At 57.7% G+C, this 18122-nt stretch carries 13 protein-coding genes; 4 read left to right on the top strand and 9 right to left on the bottom strand.

Annotated elements, in window-relative coordinates:
- Positions 1–109: 109 nt before the first annotated feature.
- Positions 110–1300, bottom strand: coding sequence for an MFS transporter (locus tag HWX74_RS10405; RefSeq protein ID WP_303048101.1), 1191 nt, complete (start codon positions 1298–1300; stop codon positions 110–112).
- A gap of 395 nt (positions 1301–1695) precedes the next feature.
- Between HWX74_RS10405 and HWX74_RS10400 the strand changes: the two genes are divergently transcribed.
- The gene (locus HWX74_RS10400) at positions 1696–2067 is read left to right on the top strand and encodes a hypothetical protein (protein WP_176013468.1); all 372 of its coding nucleotides are present in this window, start codon (positions 1696–1698) and stop codon (positions 2065–2067) included.
- Positions 2068–2463: 396 nt separating this feature from the next.
- On the top strand, positions 2464–2658 hold the full coding sequence (locus HWX74_RS10395; RefSeq protein WP_176013467.1) for a GntR family transcriptional regulator: 195 nt from the start codon (positions 2464–2466) through the stop codon (positions 2656–2658).
- A gap of 6 nt (positions 2659–2664) precedes the next feature.
- Here the strand turns inward: HWX74_RS10395 and HWX74_RS10390 are convergent, their stop codons facing one another.
- Positions 2665–3222, bottom strand: coding sequence for a cupin domain-containing protein (locus tag HWX74_RS10390; protein ID WP_176013466.1), 558 nt, complete (start codon positions 3220–3222; stop codon positions 2665–2667).
- Positions 3223–3358: 136 nt separating this feature from the next.
- Here HWX74_RS10390 and HWX74_RS10385 point away from each other — a divergent pair, with 136 nt between their 5' ends.
- Positions 3359–4087 carry a class I SAM-dependent methyltransferase gene (locus HWX74_RS10385; protein ID WP_176013465.1) on the top strand — a complete coding sequence of 243 codons (729 nt, stop codon included), beginning with the start codon at positions 3359–3361 and terminating at the stop codon, positions 4085–4087.
- Here HWX74_RS10385 and HWX74_RS10380 read toward each other — a convergent pair.
- From HWX74_RS10380 to HWX74_RS20020, 4 genes are all read right to left on the bottom strand, one after another.
- Positions 4074–9602 (bottom strand): ABC transporter substrate binding protein, encoded by a 5529-nt coding sequence (locus HWX74_RS10380; RefSeq protein WP_176013464.1) that lies wholly within the window; start codon positions 9600–9602, stop codon positions 4074–4076. The genes HWX74_RS10385 and HWX74_RS10380 overlap by 14 nt on opposite strands.
- A gap of 506 nt (positions 9603–10108) precedes the next feature.
- A complete protein-coding gene (locus tag HWX74_RS10375; protein ID WP_176013463.1) occupies positions 10109–12373 on the bottom strand; it encodes a glycoside hydrolase family 2 TIM barrel-domain containing protein in 2265 nt (754 codons plus the stop codon).
- A 131-nt stretch (positions 12374–12504) separates the two neighbouring features.
- Entirely contained in the window at positions 12505–13926 is a 1422-nt protein-coding gene (locus tag HWX74_RS10370) for an endo alpha-1,4 polygalactosaminidase (RefSeq protein WP_176013462.1), read from the bottom strand.
- Positions 13927–14018: 92 nt separating this feature from the next.
- A complete protein-coding gene (locus HWX74_RS20020; RefSeq protein ID WP_217704925.1) occupies positions 14019–14786 on the bottom strand; it encodes a type II secretion system protein in 768 nt (255 codons plus the stop codon).
- Positions 14787–15043: 257 nt separating this feature from the next.
- Here HWX74_RS20020 and HWX74_RS10360 point away from each other — a divergent pair, with 257 nt between their 5' ends.
- Positions 15044–15214 (top strand): hypothetical protein, encoded by a 171-nt coding sequence (locus tag HWX74_RS10360; RefSeq protein WP_176013461.1) that lies wholly within the window; start codon positions 15044–15046, stop codon positions 15212–15214.
- Between the two features lie 9 nt (positions 15215–15223).
- Here the strand turns inward: HWX74_RS10360 and nagB are convergent, their stop codons facing one another.
- From nagB to HWX74_RS10345, 3 genes are read right to left on the bottom strand one after another with little or no spacing between them, the layout of a single operon-like run.
- Positions 15224–16009 carry a glucosamine-6-phosphate deaminase gene (gene nagB, locus HWX74_RS10355; RefSeq protein ID WP_176013460.1) on the bottom strand — a complete coding sequence of 262 codons (786 nt, stop codon included), beginning with the start codon at positions 16007–16009 and terminating at the stop codon, positions 15224–15226.
- Positions 16010–16057: 48 nt separating this feature from the next.
- Positions 16058–16978, bottom strand: a complete 921-nt coding sequence (locus tag HWX74_RS10350) for an SDR family oxidoreductase (RefSeq protein ID WP_176013459.1) — start codon at positions 16976–16978, stop codon at positions 16058–16060.
- Positions 16979–17003: 25 nt separating this feature from the next.
- Complete coding sequence (locus tag HWX74_RS10345) at positions 17004–18101, bottom strand: phosphotransferase enzyme family protein (RefSeq protein ID WP_176013458.1); 1098 nt, start codon at positions 18099–18101, stop codon at positions 17004–17006.
- Positions 18102–18122: the final 21 nt, after the last annotated feature.

The raw sequence follows: 18122 nt of genomic DNA, 5'->3' as shown, positions 1-18122 counted from the left end.
ATGGCCTCGGCCCGCCACGCCGCAAGCGGATGTCGAATTTGACGCCGTTTCCACCCGGTCTCCCTGGCCATCCACCTTCCAGGCGCCCGGGAGGGAACCTCGGAGACCTTCAAATATCAATCCGGCGCGCTCTGGCCGAGAGGTCGCCGGCAGGCAGGAGGCACAGCATCGCCGCCACGATCGCCAGAATAACCGCCTCCCAGGAGTGGCTGACATCGTGAATCATCCCGAGAATCACCGGACCGGAAGCAGCCAGCAGATATCCGGCCCCCTGCGCCATACCGGAGAGAGCCACCGCCACCGCCGCCGCCGGACTGCCCGATCGCAATCCGAAAAAGACAAACGCCAGCCCGATCGTAGCGCCCGATCCCAGCAGCACGCCGGCAATCAGCAAGGCGGAGAAACTTTGTCCGAAAAAAAGCGCGATTCCCCCCGCCAGGTACAAAAATGTGAAAATAAACGTCATTTCCCGATGCCGCCCGAATTTCTGAAACAAAACCGGGGCAATGAAATTCGTCAGCATTCCGAAGACTTGATAGACGGTTGCCACCACGGCCGCTTCCATATCGCCGCAGCCCCTGGCGGCAGCGATGGACGGCAGCCAGGCGACCAGCGCATAAAAGAGGAAGGATTGCAGACCGGTATACGCGGCGACTGCCCACGCAACCGGAGAATGCCATATTTCGAGCCCGGGAGCGGCTTTCGACGGCACGGCCGGCGAACGGGATTCTTTCCGAATGGCCGGGCGATACAACTGCGTGCTCCACAGCGCCACCGCGGCCAAGGCGGGCAGCAGCCATACCGCCAGCGTACCGCGCCATCCCCAGCCGCCGTTCACCGCCAGCGGAACACCGATCGCCACCCCCGCCACGGCGAATACGGACATGCCCAGGGTGAAAATACCGATCATCACGCCAAAAGCATCGGGGAAGCGCTGCCGCAGGATAACCGGGCAGAGTACGTTGCCCACCGCAATCCCGATTCCGACAAGCACCGTTCCGGAGAACAGCAGGGCTAAACCGCCAAGACCGCGGAGGCACTCGCCGGCGACCAGGAACAGAAGCCCGGCGAACATGGTACGCGCACTTCCGAAATGCCGCGTGAACCAGGAGACCATCGGAGAACAAACGGCAAACATCAGAAGCGGCAACGTCGTAACCAGTCCGATCAGGGTATGATTGAGTCCCAGTTCCGATTTCATCAATGAAACCAGAGGGCTTACGCCCGTCAAAGGACCGCGGAGGCTGAATGAAATGACGACTATTCCCAGAAAGGCCAATAAATGTTTTTGCGGCACCATACCTATTCTCCTCAATGCAGGCAGTTGTTGAAAAGAGAAAAAATAGGTTCCGCAACCATCGGCAAGTTGTTTCTAACTTAATCTCACGATACTATACTGTACCTCCGAAACGCCATATTTTCAAACGATTCCGCGTACAAGTTTTTTTTTAACTCGTTATCGGGCTGCCGGCAATCATCCGCTTCAATCATCCGAGAAAGCTTAAAAATAACATTCCCGGCGGCCGCGAAACACCGGTTTTCCAGGAATCGATTTCGCCGTTTGACGGCAAAAAACTGGCAGATGGCGTATTTTGTAAAAAAAACATTAAAAAAACAACCATATTAACTTGCAAAACAACCAAACCGGCGTTAAAATAATTTCACGGTAAAATAAGTAATCAGGAAGAGAAGTTCGTGTTGAAGAAATTTCAGTTTTTTCTTTCCGGCATCATTCTGGTCGGCTTGACATTTTGCTGCAGTTGGCTGATCCTGGCAGGAGCGTCCAGCCATGCCGCCGATTTACAGGCTTATGCGCAGGAATCCTGGCACATCCACCAGGCCACTCCGGAAGCCTGCCTGACGGCAGTTTCGCAGGAGCCCCTTCATTTGCTGTTGGAAGCGAAAAAGAAATTCAATCCCTTCCGGCCGCCGGCACCCTTTTTCAACGGTACGGCGGGTCCTGTTGTTCTGGAGATAATCGAGTGGAGCGACAGCTCCGGTGAAGAGGAGATATTGGAGCAACTTTTCATCTGTTGTTTTCCGGTCAGGGCTGGACCGCAGTTCTGACCGGTCACTGAATCGCGCTTGAAATTTCATCCGAGGAGGAGTAATGGAATTCGCATGGCTGGAAGAGGTCGCCCGGCAGGTTGCTTGAGGAGAGCGGAGGAGACTTGCGAGGCGGACGCGGAAGAGGAGCAGCGAGGCGTTTTCCGGGAGAAATACGGATAAAATTCAAGACTGTCACGAGGAGTACGAAGCAGCAGGGAGAAATTGCGTAGAGGAGCGGCTGGTTCGGAGGAGAAAGGCAGTCGTGGCGTGACCGGAAATGATTTTCAGGCACCGGAGTGGAAACACCCGGTGCTTTTTTTACCGCTTCCTGGCCGATCGACCCGGTAAAATTTTTGCAATCTTCGCCAGGCAAAGCTATATTGGACGGGGATCAACCGGAGCGAAAGGCGAAAAATGCGCAAGAGAACGCCCAAAGGAGAGGCCAATAAATATATCGTCCGCAGCCATCTGATGTCGGAACTCGGCAACGGCAAATATCAGATCGGCAGCCGCCTGCCGACCGAGATGGAACTGGCGAAACAATTCAACATCAGCCGGGCCCAGGTTCACTGGGCGGTCCGGCAATTGGAACTGGCCGGTCAGCAGTGACGGCCCCTACCAGGCCGGCTTGCTCTTGATGAAAAGCACCTTGACCGGCCGGTCGGTCTCATTGCGCAGTTTATGGCGGCGGGACGGCAGAATCCGGATGCTGTCTCCCGCCGACAACGGAAACTCCTCCTGTTCAAAAACCATCCAGGCTTCCCCATCGACGACATAGGCGATCTCCTCTTCAAAGTGCCGGGAGAACTCGTGGTTCGTCTCGCCATGCGGCACCAGCGTCAGCAGCAGCAGCTCAACATTCGACTGCAACGGTCCCGGCGTCAAGTTGTCGTAGGCGGCTTCCGTCTCGTTCGGATGGTGGAGACGCACCCGGTCCGCTTTGCGGCAGATCAAGGCGGCGTTGTCGATCTCTTCGGCAAACAGCGATGCCAGCGGCACTTCCAGCGTCGCCGCCAGCCGCTGCAGCACCGATAAACTCGGATTGCCGATTCCCCGCTCCAGTTCGCTAACCAAGGCGGTACTGATGCCGCTCCATTCCGAAAATGTCTTGATGGAAATATTCCGCTCCCGGCGGAATGCCGCAATCCGGCGGCCGATCCTGGCGTGCAACACGGTTATCCTCCGATTTTTTCCTTATACAATAACGTTAAATATATTTAATTTCAATCGAAATATTTGATTTTGTTTTTTTCAAATGATATATTTAACGAAATTAAAAATAATGAACAACCCCAAGGAGGCTTCCGCCATGGATATCCCACTTGAACAAAAAAGCTCCGTCGAGGAAATTCGTGAACGGTTTGACCATGATGTCGAACGGTTCAGCAATCTGGATTCCGCCCAGGTTTCGATCGCCGATGCGCCGTTGCTGATGGAACTCATCACCGCCGCGGCAATCCGCGTCACGCCCGATGTCCGGCAACTGCTGGACATCGGCTGCGGCGCCGGCAACAATACGCTGAAACTGCTGCAGTTGAAGCGTGGAATCGATTGCGATCTGCTGGACCTCAGCCGGCCGATGCTGCTCAAAGCGCAGGAACGAGTTCAAGCGGCAAACTCCGGCAAGGTCCGAATCATCCAGGCCGATTTCCGGACCGCCGAACTGGCCGACGGCAGTTACGATGTCATCCTGGCCGCCGCGGTGCTGCACCATCTGCGCGACACCGGCGACTGGGAAACGGCGTTCCGCCGGCTCCACCGGCTGCTCCGGCCCGGCGGCAGCGTCTGGATTACCGACCTGGTCTGCCATGAAATCGGTGCCGTGCAGCAAATGATGTGGCAGCGCCACGGCGCTTACCTGGCGCAAATCGGCGGCGAAACCTACCGGCAGAACATTTTTGACAACGTCGCCAGGGAAGACTCGCCGCGTTCAGTGGTCTTTCAACTCGAGCTGCTGAAAAAGGCCGGCTTCGCCCAGGTGGAGCTGCTGCACAAAAATTCCTGCTTCGCCGCTTTCGGCGCCGTCAAGCGCGCCTGATAAGCTTGGCGGTTTTCTTCCGGACCGCCTCGACCACCTGCTGCACTTTCGCCAGGGTGACCGGTTTCAGCAGCACACAGGCGAAATGGTCCTGGGCGAAATTGTTCTGCGCCTCGACATCGGCGGTGACGGAGATGATCGGCAGCGCGGCGAAACGCCGGTCGGCGTGAATTTTCTGCGCCAATTCGGCGCCGTTCATCCCCGGCATCCACAGGTCGGTCATCACCAGATCGAAACGGCGCTTCTCCAACTCCGCCAGCGCGGCCGGCCCGGAGGCGACGGCAACGACATCCGTCAGGCCGGCTTTGGCGCACATCGCCTTCATGACCTGCAGATTCATTTCCACATCGTCGACAATCAAAATCGAAACAGGTTCGCCGGCGTCCTCCTCTTCCGGCCTGGCCGGCGTCACCGCTTCCGGATGCCTGGTGCGATGAAATTTGACCCCGTGCAAGGTGACGCCGAAGGTGCTGCCTTTGCCGAGCTCGCTCTCCAGCCACAGCCGGCCGCCCATCGCCTCCGCCAACCGCTTGGAAATCGCCAGCCCCAAACCGGTTCCGTTGTTGGCCGCATTGGTGCCGCGCAGATTGGAAAGTTGAACGAACGGCTCCATCAGGCGTTTCCGGTCTTTTTCGGCAATTCCGATACCGGTATCGGCAACCGAGAAACGCAAGATGCCCCGTTCGCCGTCCGCCGGCACGAACTCCGCCCGGAGCACAATCGAACCGCGTTCCGTAAATTTAACCGCATTGCCGATCAGATTGAACAGAATCTGGCGGATGCGCTGCTTGTCCAGCTCCAATTCCGGCAGTTGCGGCATTTCCACCTGCAGCGCCACGTTCCGCTCGGCCGCCCGGAAGGAAAAGACCTTCATCACTTCCCGCCCCAGCCCGCCGAAATCGGTCGGCGTCGGCACCAGCACCACCTGCCCGGCTTCCAGTTTGGACAGATCGAGCACATCATTGATCAGTTGCAGCAGCGCATTGCCGCTGTAGGCGATGTTGTCGACGTACTCCTTCTGCTCCTGCGGCGAAACCTGCCCTTCGCGGAGCAGTTCGGAGAATCCGATCACCGAGTTCAGCGGCGTCCGGATTTCATGGCTGACGCTGGCGATGAAAAAACTCTTGGCTTTGTCGGCGGCCTGCGCCTTCTGCAGCGCCTCGAGCAACTGCGTCTGCGCCTGCCAGCGGTCGAGCATCGCTTCGATGAAATGGGCCACCGAGCGGATGAAGTCCACTTCGCGCGCGTTGATCGCATGCGGATGGTCCTCGTAGACCAGGCCGATATATCCCCAGAATTTCGAGTCGAGCATAATCCGGTTGGCGTAAAGCGAACACATCGAATAACGGGTCGCCATCTCCACCCAGGATTCGCCCAGTCCCTCCTGGCCGGCCTGGTCGACGATGCTCTCGATGGCAATGCTCTCCTGCCCGGCGAACCGCCCCTCCCAATCCGGCCGGGTGTCGTACGGCTGATCTTTGACTTTGCCGAAAACGGTCGCCCGGCCGGGTTCGGCATATTCGATGAAACAGGAAATGGTTTTCCGGTCGGTGTCGAACTGGAAAATATAACTGCGGGAAGCGCCGATGTGGTGGCAGACCGCCCGCAGCGCCAGAAAAATCGCTTTCTGCATATCGCTTTCACGCAACAGGGTTTCCAGGCAGAAGTTGATGACGCTCTGATTTTTGATCAGTGCATTCAGCTCGGTGACCTCGGTGGCGCTCTTGACGATATTGATCAATTTGCCGTGATCGTCGATGACCGCATCGGCATGGATGATGTACTGCCGGCAGTCAACGCATAAATCGGCGGAAGCGGACTTCTTGCCGGCGATGATTTGTTTCAACGGCGAATCGGCCGGCGGCGTGGTGCCGAGATAGAAAACCTCGCTCTCGGGCGAAGCCAGCAGCGCCTCCGTTTCCAATCCGGTCATCCGGCAGACCGCGGTATTGACGTGAAGCAGCTTGCCGTCGGCGGCATGGAGCGAAATCGGAATGTCGATGTTGTCGAGGATCAACTGCATTTCACGTTCGGAGCGTTTGATCTTCTGCGCCTGCTTCTCCCGCGCCAGCGCCAGCGCAATCACGTTGGAACAGGAACGCAATATCCACTCATCCGCGTCGGAGAATGTCCGGCGCCGCCCCGCATAACAGACGAAAAGGGCTCCCCACAGCCGGCTTTCCTCGAAAATCGGCGCCACAATCTGCGAACAAGTGCCACAAGCCGCGCCGGGCTCCGCCAATTCGTTCTCTGCAAGATCGGCAAACCGCAAAATCCGGCCATCCCGCATCAGGCGGCAATATTCGTCCCAGGCGCGGTAAAGCCGTTCGAGTCCGGCGCCACGAATGGACGGCGAACCGGCCGAAAGCCATTCCCGCTCAAGGCGCAGTCTGCCTTCCCCGTTGCAGCGGGCCAACACCACCCGGTCGCCGGCCATCTGCCGTTTCAGCCGGTCGGCGATATATTCGAGGACGCGACCGAAATCCGGTTCGCCGACCGTGTAGGCCAGCACTTCGCTGTTGAACCGCTCGCTGGCGATCAGATGCTTGAGCTCGCTGATATCGCTGAAAGCGCCGAGCAGCAGGCGCCGGCCGTCAAGGCCGAGGAAAGGCTTTTTCATCGTTTTGCATTGCAGCACGTTGCCCTGCGGCCCGGTACAGGACTCCTCGAATTCCTCCCCTTCCGGCTTGGCCATGATCTCCAGATCCTTCCGGTGGAACCAGGCGGCATCCTCCGGCCGGCAAAACAATTCCGCATCGGTCCGTCCGAGGATTTCTTCCCGGCTGCGGCAGAGGAAATCGGCATACGCCTGGTTGCACAGCACATAGCGGAAATCATGGTCGGCATCCTTGGCGAAAAACATGATCGGAATCGAGTTGATGACCAATTCCCAAAGCTCCATCGTCTCCTTGAGCCTGCCGATGCTGTGGGTGATTTCGGTGATGTCCTGAATCACGCCGAGCAGATAGGGTTCCTCCGGGACGCTCCAATCGATCGAGGCGCGCATGCGGAAATAACGCAACTCTCCGAAGAAATCGGAACGGTAATCCCAGGTGGATATTTCGCATTCCCGGTTCAAAATCCGATTGGAAACGCGGATATAATTTTCGACATCCTCCGGCAACACGAACTCCTCGCGCGGAATCGCTTTGTCGCCGCGCAACGGCCACAGCTCCGGCAAAAGTTTGCTGCCGGCAATTTCCCGGGTACGGAGATTCATCCGGAACGACGCGGAACAAGTCAGCTCCGAAGCGTATTCCAAACTGGTCAGCGCGTCGCGAAGCTGGTTGCGCTTGACATATTCCTCGGTCACGTCGCGAAAGACCAGAATCGCCCCGGAAAGTTCTCCGCCGTGGCTGCGAATCGGCGCGGCGCTGTCGGAAATATGGTAGCGCCAGCCGTTGCAGGACAGCAGATCGGTGTGGCCGGCCTGTTCGACCGTGGCGCCGGTCCGCAGCGTCCGGGCGATCGGCGAAGACGAACCGTCCGGAGAGCCGACGATGTGAAAAATTTCCTCATGCGGCCGGCCGGCCGCTTCGGCCAGCGTGACGCCCAGCATCCGCTCGGCAACCGGATTGAGCATCATGACTCTGCCGTCCACATCGGTGGTCAGCACGCCGTCGCCGATCGAGTCCAGCGTCAATTTGAACCAATCGGCATTCTCCTCGGCGCGATGCTTGGCTTCTTCCAGTTCCGTCACATCGAAAGCGGCGCCCAGCAGCCACCGGGAACCATCCTCCCCGACGAACGGATAACGGGTGATCTGCAGGGAGGCAATCCTGCCGTCCCGGCGTTCCAGCCGGATGATATTGTCGAAGCCGTGCTCGAGATCGCGCATATTCTCCTCATCCTCCCGCCGCAGTTGTCCGGCCAGTTCCGCCGGGAAGATATCGAAATCGGTCTTCCCCTGCAGTTCATCCGCGCTCAAACCGAAAAATTGCTGCTGGGAAACATTGGTGAATATATATTTGAAGTCATCGTCGGCGTCTTTGGCAAAAATATGAATCGGCAGCGAATTGGTGACGATATCCCACATCCGCACCGAATGTTTCAATTGGGCGGCATACGCTTCGGCCTGTTTGCGGGCATCCTGCAATTCGGCGTTGTCGTGAGAAAACCAGACGACCGCCTCCTGGCCGAACAACCGGCGGGAAATCGGCGCCAGCGTCATCACCCGTTTCACCGAACGAATCTCATAGTCGAGCGTCCGTTTTTGACCGGTAAGGAAGACTTCCCGGACCGCAGCGGAGATTTTCGGGTAATCGATATCCATAATATCGCAGAGTCTTTTCGCCCGGTCCGAATTCGCCGTATGGGCGTCCACCCCGTTCATATAGAGAATTTTCTCCTCGCGGTTCAACACCCCGATCCGGGCCGGCAGCACCTCGTAAAGTTTGCGGCTTCGCTGCAGGGTGCGGCGCACCGCCACGCCGTAGGCCGCCGCACCGGACAAAACCAGCAACACCATCGTTCCGACGCCGATTGCCTGATGCCGATGTTTTTCCCAATAGGACGGCGGCCGGTTCCTCAGGATGGCGTCCGGCGGCAGCTTGCCGAAGTCCAGCCGGTTATCGCGCATGACCTGGTAATCGAATTCCGGCAGCACTTTGCCCTGAACCAGCGGAATCGACTCGGCGCCGCCTTTTTCGATCACCTCCCGGATGACTGCGGCAGTCTCCCTGCCGTGTTCAATCGGGTCGGTCACGTAGCCGCCCAGCGCGCCATAACCGATCATCGTATTGCCGCTGACCAGAAAAGGACGTTTGCAGAAACGACTCAGATCGACGGCGAAGGCTTCCAGCGTTTGATAATCGTTGCCGTAAAGTCCGCGCCACGGCGACAGCAGCACCAGCGATTCTTCCGGCAAATTTTCAATCTGATTGAAAATGGCTTTCAGGCTCCGGTCCGCATTGTTGACAAAGGAGAATTTGACGCCGTCGATGTTCAAATTCTCCGCTTTCAAACGCCGTTCGAATTCCAGGCTCATCGGACTGGAATCGGACAAGATGAGAAATTCCCTGGTGTCCGGGTAAAGCGCCAGAGCAAGCCGGAACAATCCTTCGGTATTGAAATGCTGGATGACGCCGGTCACATTCGGATATTTTTCCTTCAAATCCGGCGGCGGATATTCATAGCCGGCAACCACAATCGGCAGGCCGGCCGGCAACTCCGCGTAGTGAGCCAGCAGCAAATCGATCACCGGATCATCCAGGACGACGATCATATCGTAATTGCCGGATGCCACCCATTCCAGGCAGGTCCGGAGCTTTTTCTCATTGCCGTCGGCATCGTGGATGCGGATGGCGTCAAATTCGACGAAATTGAAATGCAGTCGGACCGGCAGATCGCCGGTATGCTCCTCCAGCGCGGCAGTGAGCTGCCGGGTCCAATCATGGGTCAGGTGATATGACACCAGGACAAGAATATTCTTCTCCGGCCGTTTGGAGTGCTGCTGATCCGCCCGCAACGCGCAACAGCAGCACACCAGTATCAGTACGAGTGGCAACCGCTTCATCTTTTTCCTTTATTCCAGCCGGACCGCCGCACCCCTCCCCCTGCTGCATCTGCAGCCGGCCGCCCTGACGCTTCATGGTTCAGATCACCCGAAACCGTCGTATTGCCGGCCGCCGCCGGAGCCAAAAAGAGACCGCAAAATCATCCAATGATTCCGCGGCCAATTTCAAAACAAAGAATTTTTCATCCCGTACGGAAACGATAAAAAAATCCGCCTGCCGCCTCGCACCGGCACCGGAGCGGCCGATCAATTTCACTTGCCGGAAATATCCCGAACGGTTTTTTCCGCGAAATTGGAATACGACGATTTTCAAAAAGCACGACATCGACGGGATCTTTTCCGCCGATGCCGATATTCAATATACTCATCGCTTTTCCAAAATACAAATCCCGAACAGTCCGATCGACCCGAATTGCCGCAATGAAATGGAATACGTTATCCTGCGGAATCAAGACACGTTCCCGAACGGCCCGCCGGAACACGGCCCGGCCGGAAACCGCGACGGGTCATTCCGCCGGGCACGCGGTCAGCGCGGCCGGCCGCCCCCTGACCAGGAAAGTCGTGATGCCGGCCTCCAGGCTCCGCACCGGACTGCCGACCATGACCGCGTCGCCGTCAATCCGCAGCGTCACCCGATCCGACCGCCCGGGCACAACCGTGCCGTCGGCATCCACGCTGCAGACATCGACAAAAATCAGGTCGCCGTCCGCCTGCCACTCGACGCCGTCGGTCCGTACCCGGCACTCCAGTGCCACTGCCGGTCCGGGCGTGCGCACCGTCATTTCGGCGACCGGTTCGCCGCGGCGGTAACCGACCGCCCGCAATACGCCCGGCTCATGGACGATCCCGGCAAAGGTGAATGGCGGATGCGGCAGGTGATGGCAGTTGCCGCCGTCGAACGGCACTCCGCCGGATTCGTCGACCTCGTCGAGCAAAGCGGTTTCCCAGCCGGGTGAATTCCGTTCCGGATTGTACGGCGAATCCGCTCCGTTATCCGGCCGGCGGCGGGCAAGAGTGCGGCCGTTGACCAGCAACTCCACTTCGTCGCAGTTCGAGAAGACCACCACTTTGTCCTCCCCCTCCCGCGGCAGCCAGTCGTCGGCGATGAACACCATCGGTTCCCCGGCGCCCTGGCTGCGGTAGAAGTGGTATTTGTACTTCGGCACCCGAAAAAAATCGGTATCGCCGGATTGTTCCAACTGGTGGTGATAACCGCGGTTGTAATCGAACATCACCCAGGTGGCGCCGCCGATCACGCCGGGCATCGCCCGCAATTGATTGTAGGTCCACTGAAAATTCCACGCCTGCTGCAACAGTGCGGTGCGGCCGCCGCCCCGGCTCTGCCGCGACGTACTGTTGTTGCCGCCGAAGCCCCAATCGCCGTATTCCCGCATCAAGACCGGTTTGTCGGTTTCCAGACCGGGCCGGAAGAACAGCACATCCCAATCGTCGAACCAGCCGTAGACATCGCCGCAGGTAAAGCACTGGTCGCCGGGATACTCCCGATGTGCGGTCCGATGGAACTCGCCGTTCAACCAGCCGGGCGGATACGCCTCATTCAGCGAAACTTCCCAGAGCATGACGCTCGGCCGGTTCCGTTCCGTCCGGATCAGCTCCCGGCAGTCGCGCAACGCCCGTTCGACAAAGCTGCCGTTCAAACTGAAATACTGCCAGCCGGGAATCGGCGCAATGACCAGCAGTCCCAATTCGTCGCAGGCATCCAGAAAAGCCGGATGCTGGTTGTAGTGCGACAGCCGGACGAAGTTGTAATGCGCCTGCTTGATCAGCCAGGCGTCACGCCGCTGCATCGTCGCCGGCGCGGCATTGCCGACATACGGAAACTCCTGGTGCCGGTTGGTGCCGCGCAGTTCGATTTTCCGGCCGTTCAGCCGGAACCCGTCCCGCTGGAAGGCCAATGTCCGAATGCCGTAGCGCACCGTCCGGCGGTCCACCGCCTGAGTCCCGGCCCAAAGAGTGCATTCCACCCGGTACAGCGCCGGACGATCGACATCCCACAATTCCGGGCGGTCGACCGGCAATTCGAGTTCGAAAGTATGATCGGTATTCATCCGCAGATTGACCGTTTCACTGCCGAAACAGCCAACCTCCGTTCCGTCCGGCGCGGTGACGACCACCTGCAGCGAACAGGGAAACTCCCGTTTTCCCAGTTCAGCCAGACACCAGCGGCACTCCAGATCGACTTCATGGACGGCGTGCAGACGCAGCGACAGCAGCGCCCGTTCCGGGCCGGCTTCAAGCGTCCGGATGAAAATGCCGCCGCCGGCAGTCAGGCTGACCGCCAGCGGGTCGCTGATGTGGATCGCCTCGGTCACCGTCAGCCGGGCCGACCGGTAAAGGCCGGAATAGTAACAGAAGTCCAGATTCCGCCACGGTTTGCCGGGCGGACAATCCGGCTGCGGCGTATTGTCGACTTCCAGCGTCAGCACATTCTCGGCATCATACAAGATGTTTTCATTCAACGGAATCACAAAACGCTGATAACCGCCGAAACGGGTGAACTGATAAACGCCATTCAAAAATACCCGGGTCGTCTGCATCGCGGCGTCGATTTCGACCTGCATCGCCCGCTTTTTCCACTCCGCCGGAATAAAAAAACGCCGGCGATACCAGATTTTGCCGAAAAAAGGCGTGTTGACCACCTCCTGCTCCAGCACCGGGCAATCCGGCAAAGTGACATTTTCCTGAATGTCGTCGACAAAATTGTCCGAAGACCGGCTCCAGCCTTCGGCCCATTCAAACGTTTCCCGCATGGAACACACCCCATATTACGACCGGTCCGGCAGCATACCGGAAAACCAAGCGCCCGATCATTTCATTTTTCCTTGCATGACACCGCGTCCGCCGCCGGCAAAGGCGGCGGACGCCAGGTTTCCAATCCGCTTCACTCGTAGACTTCGATCTCGCGAATCGCCATCCTCTCCGGATGATCCGCCGTTCCCTGATGGCGGAACTGCCGGAGCCGGACGGCGTCGACCGCTTCCTGTTCAGCCGGCAACCGCAGCTCCGTGACCATTTCATCCGAGGCGACCGGATAGTCGCCGACTTTTTCCCATTCGTCGTAACGACGGACATCGAGCGTGATCTGCTGCGGAGGCGCCTCCCAGTAAATTTTGACAGTCCGCACTTTGGCGGTCCTCGGCAAATAGACGGCCGCCCAGTGCGTTTCCGCCACTTCAGCCGACTGCCAGCACTGCAGGAAGGCCGGCCGCCGCTCCCCGGCAAAACTGTCGTTCAACGCCATTTCGACATGCGGATAGGAACTGACCTCCACCCTTGCCCCGTTGGCCGCCGCCGCCAGGTTGCCGGCTTTCGGTTCCGGATTAATTTCGTCATAAGCGACGCCGGTCTCCCGGCAGAAGCCGGCGAAATCGAGCGCGAACCGGCCCTGTTCATCACCGTAATCGCGTTGCGGCATCGGAAAAAATCGTTTCGTTTCCACCGTGTCGGTCTGGGAACGCCACGGGATGAAATTGAACCGGGCGCAGTTCAGACCGAGCCACGCATCGAATTCGGTGTCGCCGTCGTCCGGAAAATCGAAGATGAACACCGGGAAGTCATGCTGCTGCCGGTATCGGTTGATCCGGACGCCGTACCAGGCGGAACCGGCCAGCTCTTCCGGCGTATATTTGACCCAGCGGCCGTTGGCAAAGTCATAATACCCGCAGAAATTCTCAATCATCATGCCGTCGATGACGCCGGCCAGGCCGTCGAGCAGAAAGTCGCCGCGGTTGACGACCAGCAACGCTTCCGGGCGGGCCGCTTTGATCTCCCTGATCAGATGCACCATGCCGCCGGCCGTGGACGGCGCCACCTGTACGGCGGAATCGACCATATCCAGGAAAACACCGTCACAGCCCTTTTCATCGAGAATGAACGGCAGAACCCGTTCGAACACCCGGTCGCGCCAGGCCGGTTTGCCGGCATCGACGTAACAGGTCTGCCAGACCGGATTGACATCCGGCTGGCCGTCCCGGTCGGCATCGAGGAAATACGAGGCGTAGCCGCCGGCACCCATGCCGTCGCCGACGCGGAGCATATCCTCGCCGATGTTGGTATAACCGATCACCCAGACGCCGGCCCGTTTCAATTCGGCAATCTCTTCCGGGCTCAATTCCCACGGCATGATGATCGCCACGTCGTATTTCGCCAGCTCTTCCAGCCGGCCGGAGCCGTAATAACAGACATAACTGGATACTTCCTTCCAGGGTTTGCGTTCCTTTTCCGGCAACGCCCCGCAAGCCGTTTCCGGCCACCATTGCAAACCGGCCAGCAGTACCGCCGCCGCGATTCCGATCAACCTCATAGCCAATCCTTATTCAATCTTTTAAAATTTTCAACTTCCGTATTGCGCACTACCCGGCATGCCGTGAACAGCATCCACTTCTCCTATTAATATTAATCCGGAATCGTAATATTCCAATCATTGATTATCAAACCATTCTGGCCGTTGAGCGGACTCCAGTGGGTATCCCAGCTCATCAGGTCGCGGGCCTGGATGGCTTCGGCATGGCCGTCAAAAATCACCGCATTGACCCGGTCGGAGTGCCGTCCGGCGGCACCATATTCACCGGCGGATTTGACCCAGTTCGGCGAAACACCGCCATAAGCCGAAATATACAGTCCGCTATTCCAGCTACAGGCGCCCTGGCTTTTCGGCGTGGAATCAGCCGCCCAGATCAGCGTGGAGGCGCGGCCGAAAGAGTCAATCTCACTGACTTTGTGAGGACGGTACCAGACATTGTTCTGCAGGACAAATTGCGGCAGACTGCCGACGCTGCTAAAATTGATGCCATAACTGCCTTCGCCGTCGTAGAAGCTGTTCCAAGTGTCGCCATACAGTTCCTTAATCTCTCCGCCGGAAGCCGGACAGATCAGAGCCTGATAAGAAAAACCATAATCGTCCTTGAACACTTCGACATGCGATTTCCAGCCGGTTCCGAACCAGGCGCTATCCCCCACCACGAATGATGGCATCGCCCAGTCGTCGTAATCCCCCTGATAAAAGGCATGCACCAACCCCATCTGTTTCAGATTGCTCAGGCATTTGACCGACTGGGCCGCCGCTTTCGCCTTGGTCAACGCCGGCAGCAACATGCTGGCCAGAATGGCAATAATCGCGATCACCACCAGCAATTCGATAAGTGTAAAGTTTTTGTTCCTCATTGGCGGTTTCCTTTCCTGTTGGGCTTGATTGGCCGTTGCAATGGTTCAGTTTTTCCACACCACATATTTGGCAAACTTCGATTACTATTATAATTATAGTAAAAACCAGCCCAAAAAGCAACCCTTTTCATCAGTCAGCCGCCACAAAAACGAACAAAAACTCATTGAAAATCATCTGATAATGATTGATTCATTCAACAACAAATTATTTTTATTCGAATAATTTATTCGAGATTCATCGGAGATTATCATCCCTTTTGATTGAGCGATCTCCTGCGTTCAGCCGGCCGTTGACCGGCCGGCTGCTTAAAAAAAAAGCGCCGGCAATGCCGACGCCGCTTGAAATCAACTCCGCCCCTGTGATACCGGCGGTCAGCGTTTCGCCGCCGGAATATACTTCGCCGGCGGCGGGACGCTGCTTTTTCTAATTCATCATCTTACCGGAACGCATCCCACTTCGGATCGTTGGCGAACGTCCAGTCGCAGAAATCCCTGAGCTGCAGTTTCGCCGCCGCTTCCTCGTCCAGAATGACCGTGCAGTTCTGGTGCATCTGCAGCGCCGAAGCCGAAATCATCGAAGTGACCGGTCCTTCGATCGCCTTGGCGATAATGTCCGCCTTTTCCGCGCCGGTGGCCAGCAGCAGCACAGAACGGGCATCCAGCACAGTACCGACGCCCATCGTGAAAGCCCGCCGCGGCATGACATCCGGATAGGTGAACAACGGCGAATTCTGTTCGATCGTTCCCTGGGTCAACGCCACCGAGCGGGTCCGGCTGGTCAGCGGCGAAAGCGGCTCGTTGAAACCGATGTGACCGGTGCGGCCGATGCCGACCAGTTGCAGGTCGATGCCGCCGGCCAATCTCATCTCCTGCTCATACCGTTCGCACTCGCCGGCTTCACACTTGGCCAGGCCGTTCGGCAGATGGGTATTGCGCTTGTCGATATTGACATGATCGAACAAGTGGTGATTCATATAATAGCGGTAGGAATTGACATTGTCCGGCGCCAATCCGACGTATTCATCCAGGTTGAACGACTTGGCCAGCGAGAAATCCAGGCCTTCCTCCCGGTGCATTTTCACCAGTTCAGCATACAGCGCTTCCATCGTCCGGCCGGTCGCCAGTCCCAGCGTCATGTCCGGCCGTTTGCGCAGGGCATCGGCCATGATACGCGCCGCCAGATCCACTGCCGATTTCACATCTTTTCTGATAATGACATCCATTTTTACACACACTCTCCGTTGATGGATTGATTGAAGGTTATGCGGCCGTCACTTCTGCCGCTGTTCTTTGAAAAACGCGATGGTCGCCGCCAAGCCTTTCTCGAACGAATAGGTCGGTTTGAATCCGGTGGCGGCCAGCTTGTCGATCGCCGCCATCGAGTGCTTGACATCGCCGGCCCGTTCCGGCAAATGCTTCACCGGCGACTTCGAGCCGGTCAGCTTCTTGATCGTCTCGACCAGGTCGTTGATGGTGATCCGGCCGCCGTAGGCAATGTTGTAAACGCCGGTGAAATCGTTCATCGCCATAAAGACATTGGCCGCGACGATATCCTTGACATAGATGAAATCGCGCGTCTGTTCGCCGTCGCCGTAGATGGAAATTTCCTCGTCGGCCACCGCTTTGGCCGTGAAAATCGGCACCGCCGCCGCATAGGCGCTCTTCGGGTCCTGGCGCGGTCCGAACACGTTGAAATAACGCAGGCAGGCGGTCTGCAGCTTGCCTTCCTTGGTGAACATGTTGCAGTAATATTCGCCGTCCAGCTTGGTGATCGCATACGGGCTCTTCGGCTCCGGGAACATCTCTTCGCGCTTCGGCACGGTCGGATTGTCGCCGTAAATCGCCGCGCTGGTGCTGAAGCAGAGCTTCTTGACGCCGGCCTTGGCCGCTTCTTCCAGAACAATCAGCAGACCGTCGACGTTGATGTCGACGCATTCCATCGGTTTGAACATCGACTCCGGCACACTGATCATCGCCGCCATATGGAAAACGTAATCGACCCCTTCCATCGCCTGCCGCACCGTCTCCCGGTCGCGGATATCGCCTTCGATGAATTCGACCTTGAAACCGTCGAGGTTCTTTTTGTAGCCGGAACGCAGATTGTCCAACACCCGCACTTCAGCCTTGCCCTGGAAATATTCCACGATGTGGCTGCCGATAAAACCGGCTCCGCCGGTAACCAATATTCTCATTTCCAATCAAACTCCTGTATTGAGATTATTTCAACGAATTCAACAGCGCCATCATCCGGTCCATCTGATTTTCGATGGATTCGACCAGCTTGAACTGGGTGCGGCAGCGGTCGAGGTTGTGCTCCGGCCGGTGGATCTTGAAATAGACGTCGCCTTCCAGGTAGTCGGTCAGGAACCGGGTGCCGATTTCCAGCGTGATCAGTTTGCCGCTGAACGGCAACAAATTCAGCTCGACCGGATTGAGGAATTTACCGGCGTTGCTGACATAACCGCGCAGCAGCGCCTCGAACATCTCGAACCGCATACAGACCTTCGACAAATCCTTTTCATCCTCCATCGCCGGGCTGGTGCCGGTGCGCACCATGTCGCCGAAGTCGTAATGCGCCAGGCCCGGCATCACCGTATCCAGGTCGATGACGCAGACGCCTTCGCCGGTGGCGTCATCGATCAACACGTTGTTCAGCTTCGTATCGTTGTGGGTGATGCGTTCCGGAATCTCGCCCTTGTTCTGCAGATCGATCAGCAGACCGGCCTCTTCCTTGCGCTTCATGACGAAATCGATCTCTTTGGAAACCTCCTTGACCCGTCCCATTTTGTCCGCCTTGATCGCCGCTTCCAGATTGGCGATCCGCTTCGGCGTATTGTGAAAATCCGGAATCGTCTCGTTCAGGCGTTCTCCCGGCAGGTCGACCAGATCCATCTGGAATTCCGCAAACGAGCGGGCCGCCTGGAAAGCCTGATCGATCGTTTCCAGCACATCGTAGGTCCGGGCCTTTTCGACGAACAGATAAGCGCGCCAGTAATTGCCGTCGGCGTCGATGACGTAGGACTTGCCGTCAAACGCCTTGACCAGCCGCAGCGTCCGCCGCGAAGCCTCCTGCTTCTGGTCCTTGATTTTCCGGTAGATATGGGTGGTCACCCGGGAGATGTTCTCCATCAGGGCCGGCGGATTCTTGAACACATTGGAGTTGATCCGCTGAAAGGTGTAATGCACCAGCGTGCCGCTCTGATTGTAAGCCGCCTGGTAAGTATCGTTGATATGGCCGGTGCCATACGGCACCGCGCCGACGAAATCGCCGTAAATGTCGAACATCCGGCTGACCGCTTTGACGTCGTGCTTCATAGTTCTCCTAAGCTTTCGTAT

The sequence above is a fragment of the Victivallis sp. Marseille-Q1083 genome (assembly GCF_903645315.1).
In the GTDB taxonomy this organism is placed as follows: Bacteria; Verrucomicrobiota; Lentisphaeria; order Victivallales; family Victivallaceae; genus UMGS1518.
Note: the sequence above shows the minus strand (reverse complement) of the source record. Positions and strands in the feature narration are given on the sequence as shown.

Coding starts and splice junctions, on each gene's coding strand:
- HWX74_RS10380 (WP_176013464.1), bottom strand. CDS start 9,602: ATGAAGCGGTTGCCACTCGTACTGATACTGGTGTGCTGCTGTTGCGCG.
- HWX74_RS10405 (WP_303048101.1), bottom strand. CDS start 1,300: ATGGTGCCGCAAAAACATTTATTGGCCTTTCTGGGAATAGTCGTCATT.
- HWX74_RS10370 (WP_176013462.1), bottom strand. CDS start 13,926: ATGAGGTTGATCGGAATCGCGGCGGCGGTACTGCTGGCCGGTTTGCAA.
- HWX74_RS10385 (WP_176013465.1), top strand. CDS start 3,359: ATGGATATCCCACTTGAACAAAAAAGCTCCGTCGAGGAAATTCGTGAA.
- HWX74_RS20020 (WP_217704925.1), bottom strand. CDS start 14,786: ATGAGGAACAAAAACTTTACACTTATCGAATTGCTGGTGGTGATCGCG.
- HWX74_RS10375 (WP_176013463.1), bottom strand. CDS start 12,373: ATGCGGGAAACGTTTGAATGGGCCGAAGGCTGGAGCCGGTCTTCGGAC.
- nagB (WP_176013460.1), bottom strand. CDS start 16,009: ATGGATGTCATTATCAGAAAAGATGTGAAATCGGCAGTGGATCTGGCG.
- HWX74_RS10395 (WP_176013467.1), top strand. CDS start 2,464: ATGCGCAAGAGAACGCCCAAAGGAGAGGCCAATAAATATATCGTCCGC.
- HWX74_RS10350 (WP_176013459.1), bottom strand. CDS start 16,978: ATGAGAATATTGGTTACCGGCGGAGCCGGTTTTATCGGCAGCCACATC.
- HWX74_RS10345 (WP_176013458.1), bottom strand. CDS start 18,101: ATGAAGCACGACGTCAAAGCGGTCAGCCGGATGTTCGACATTTACGGC.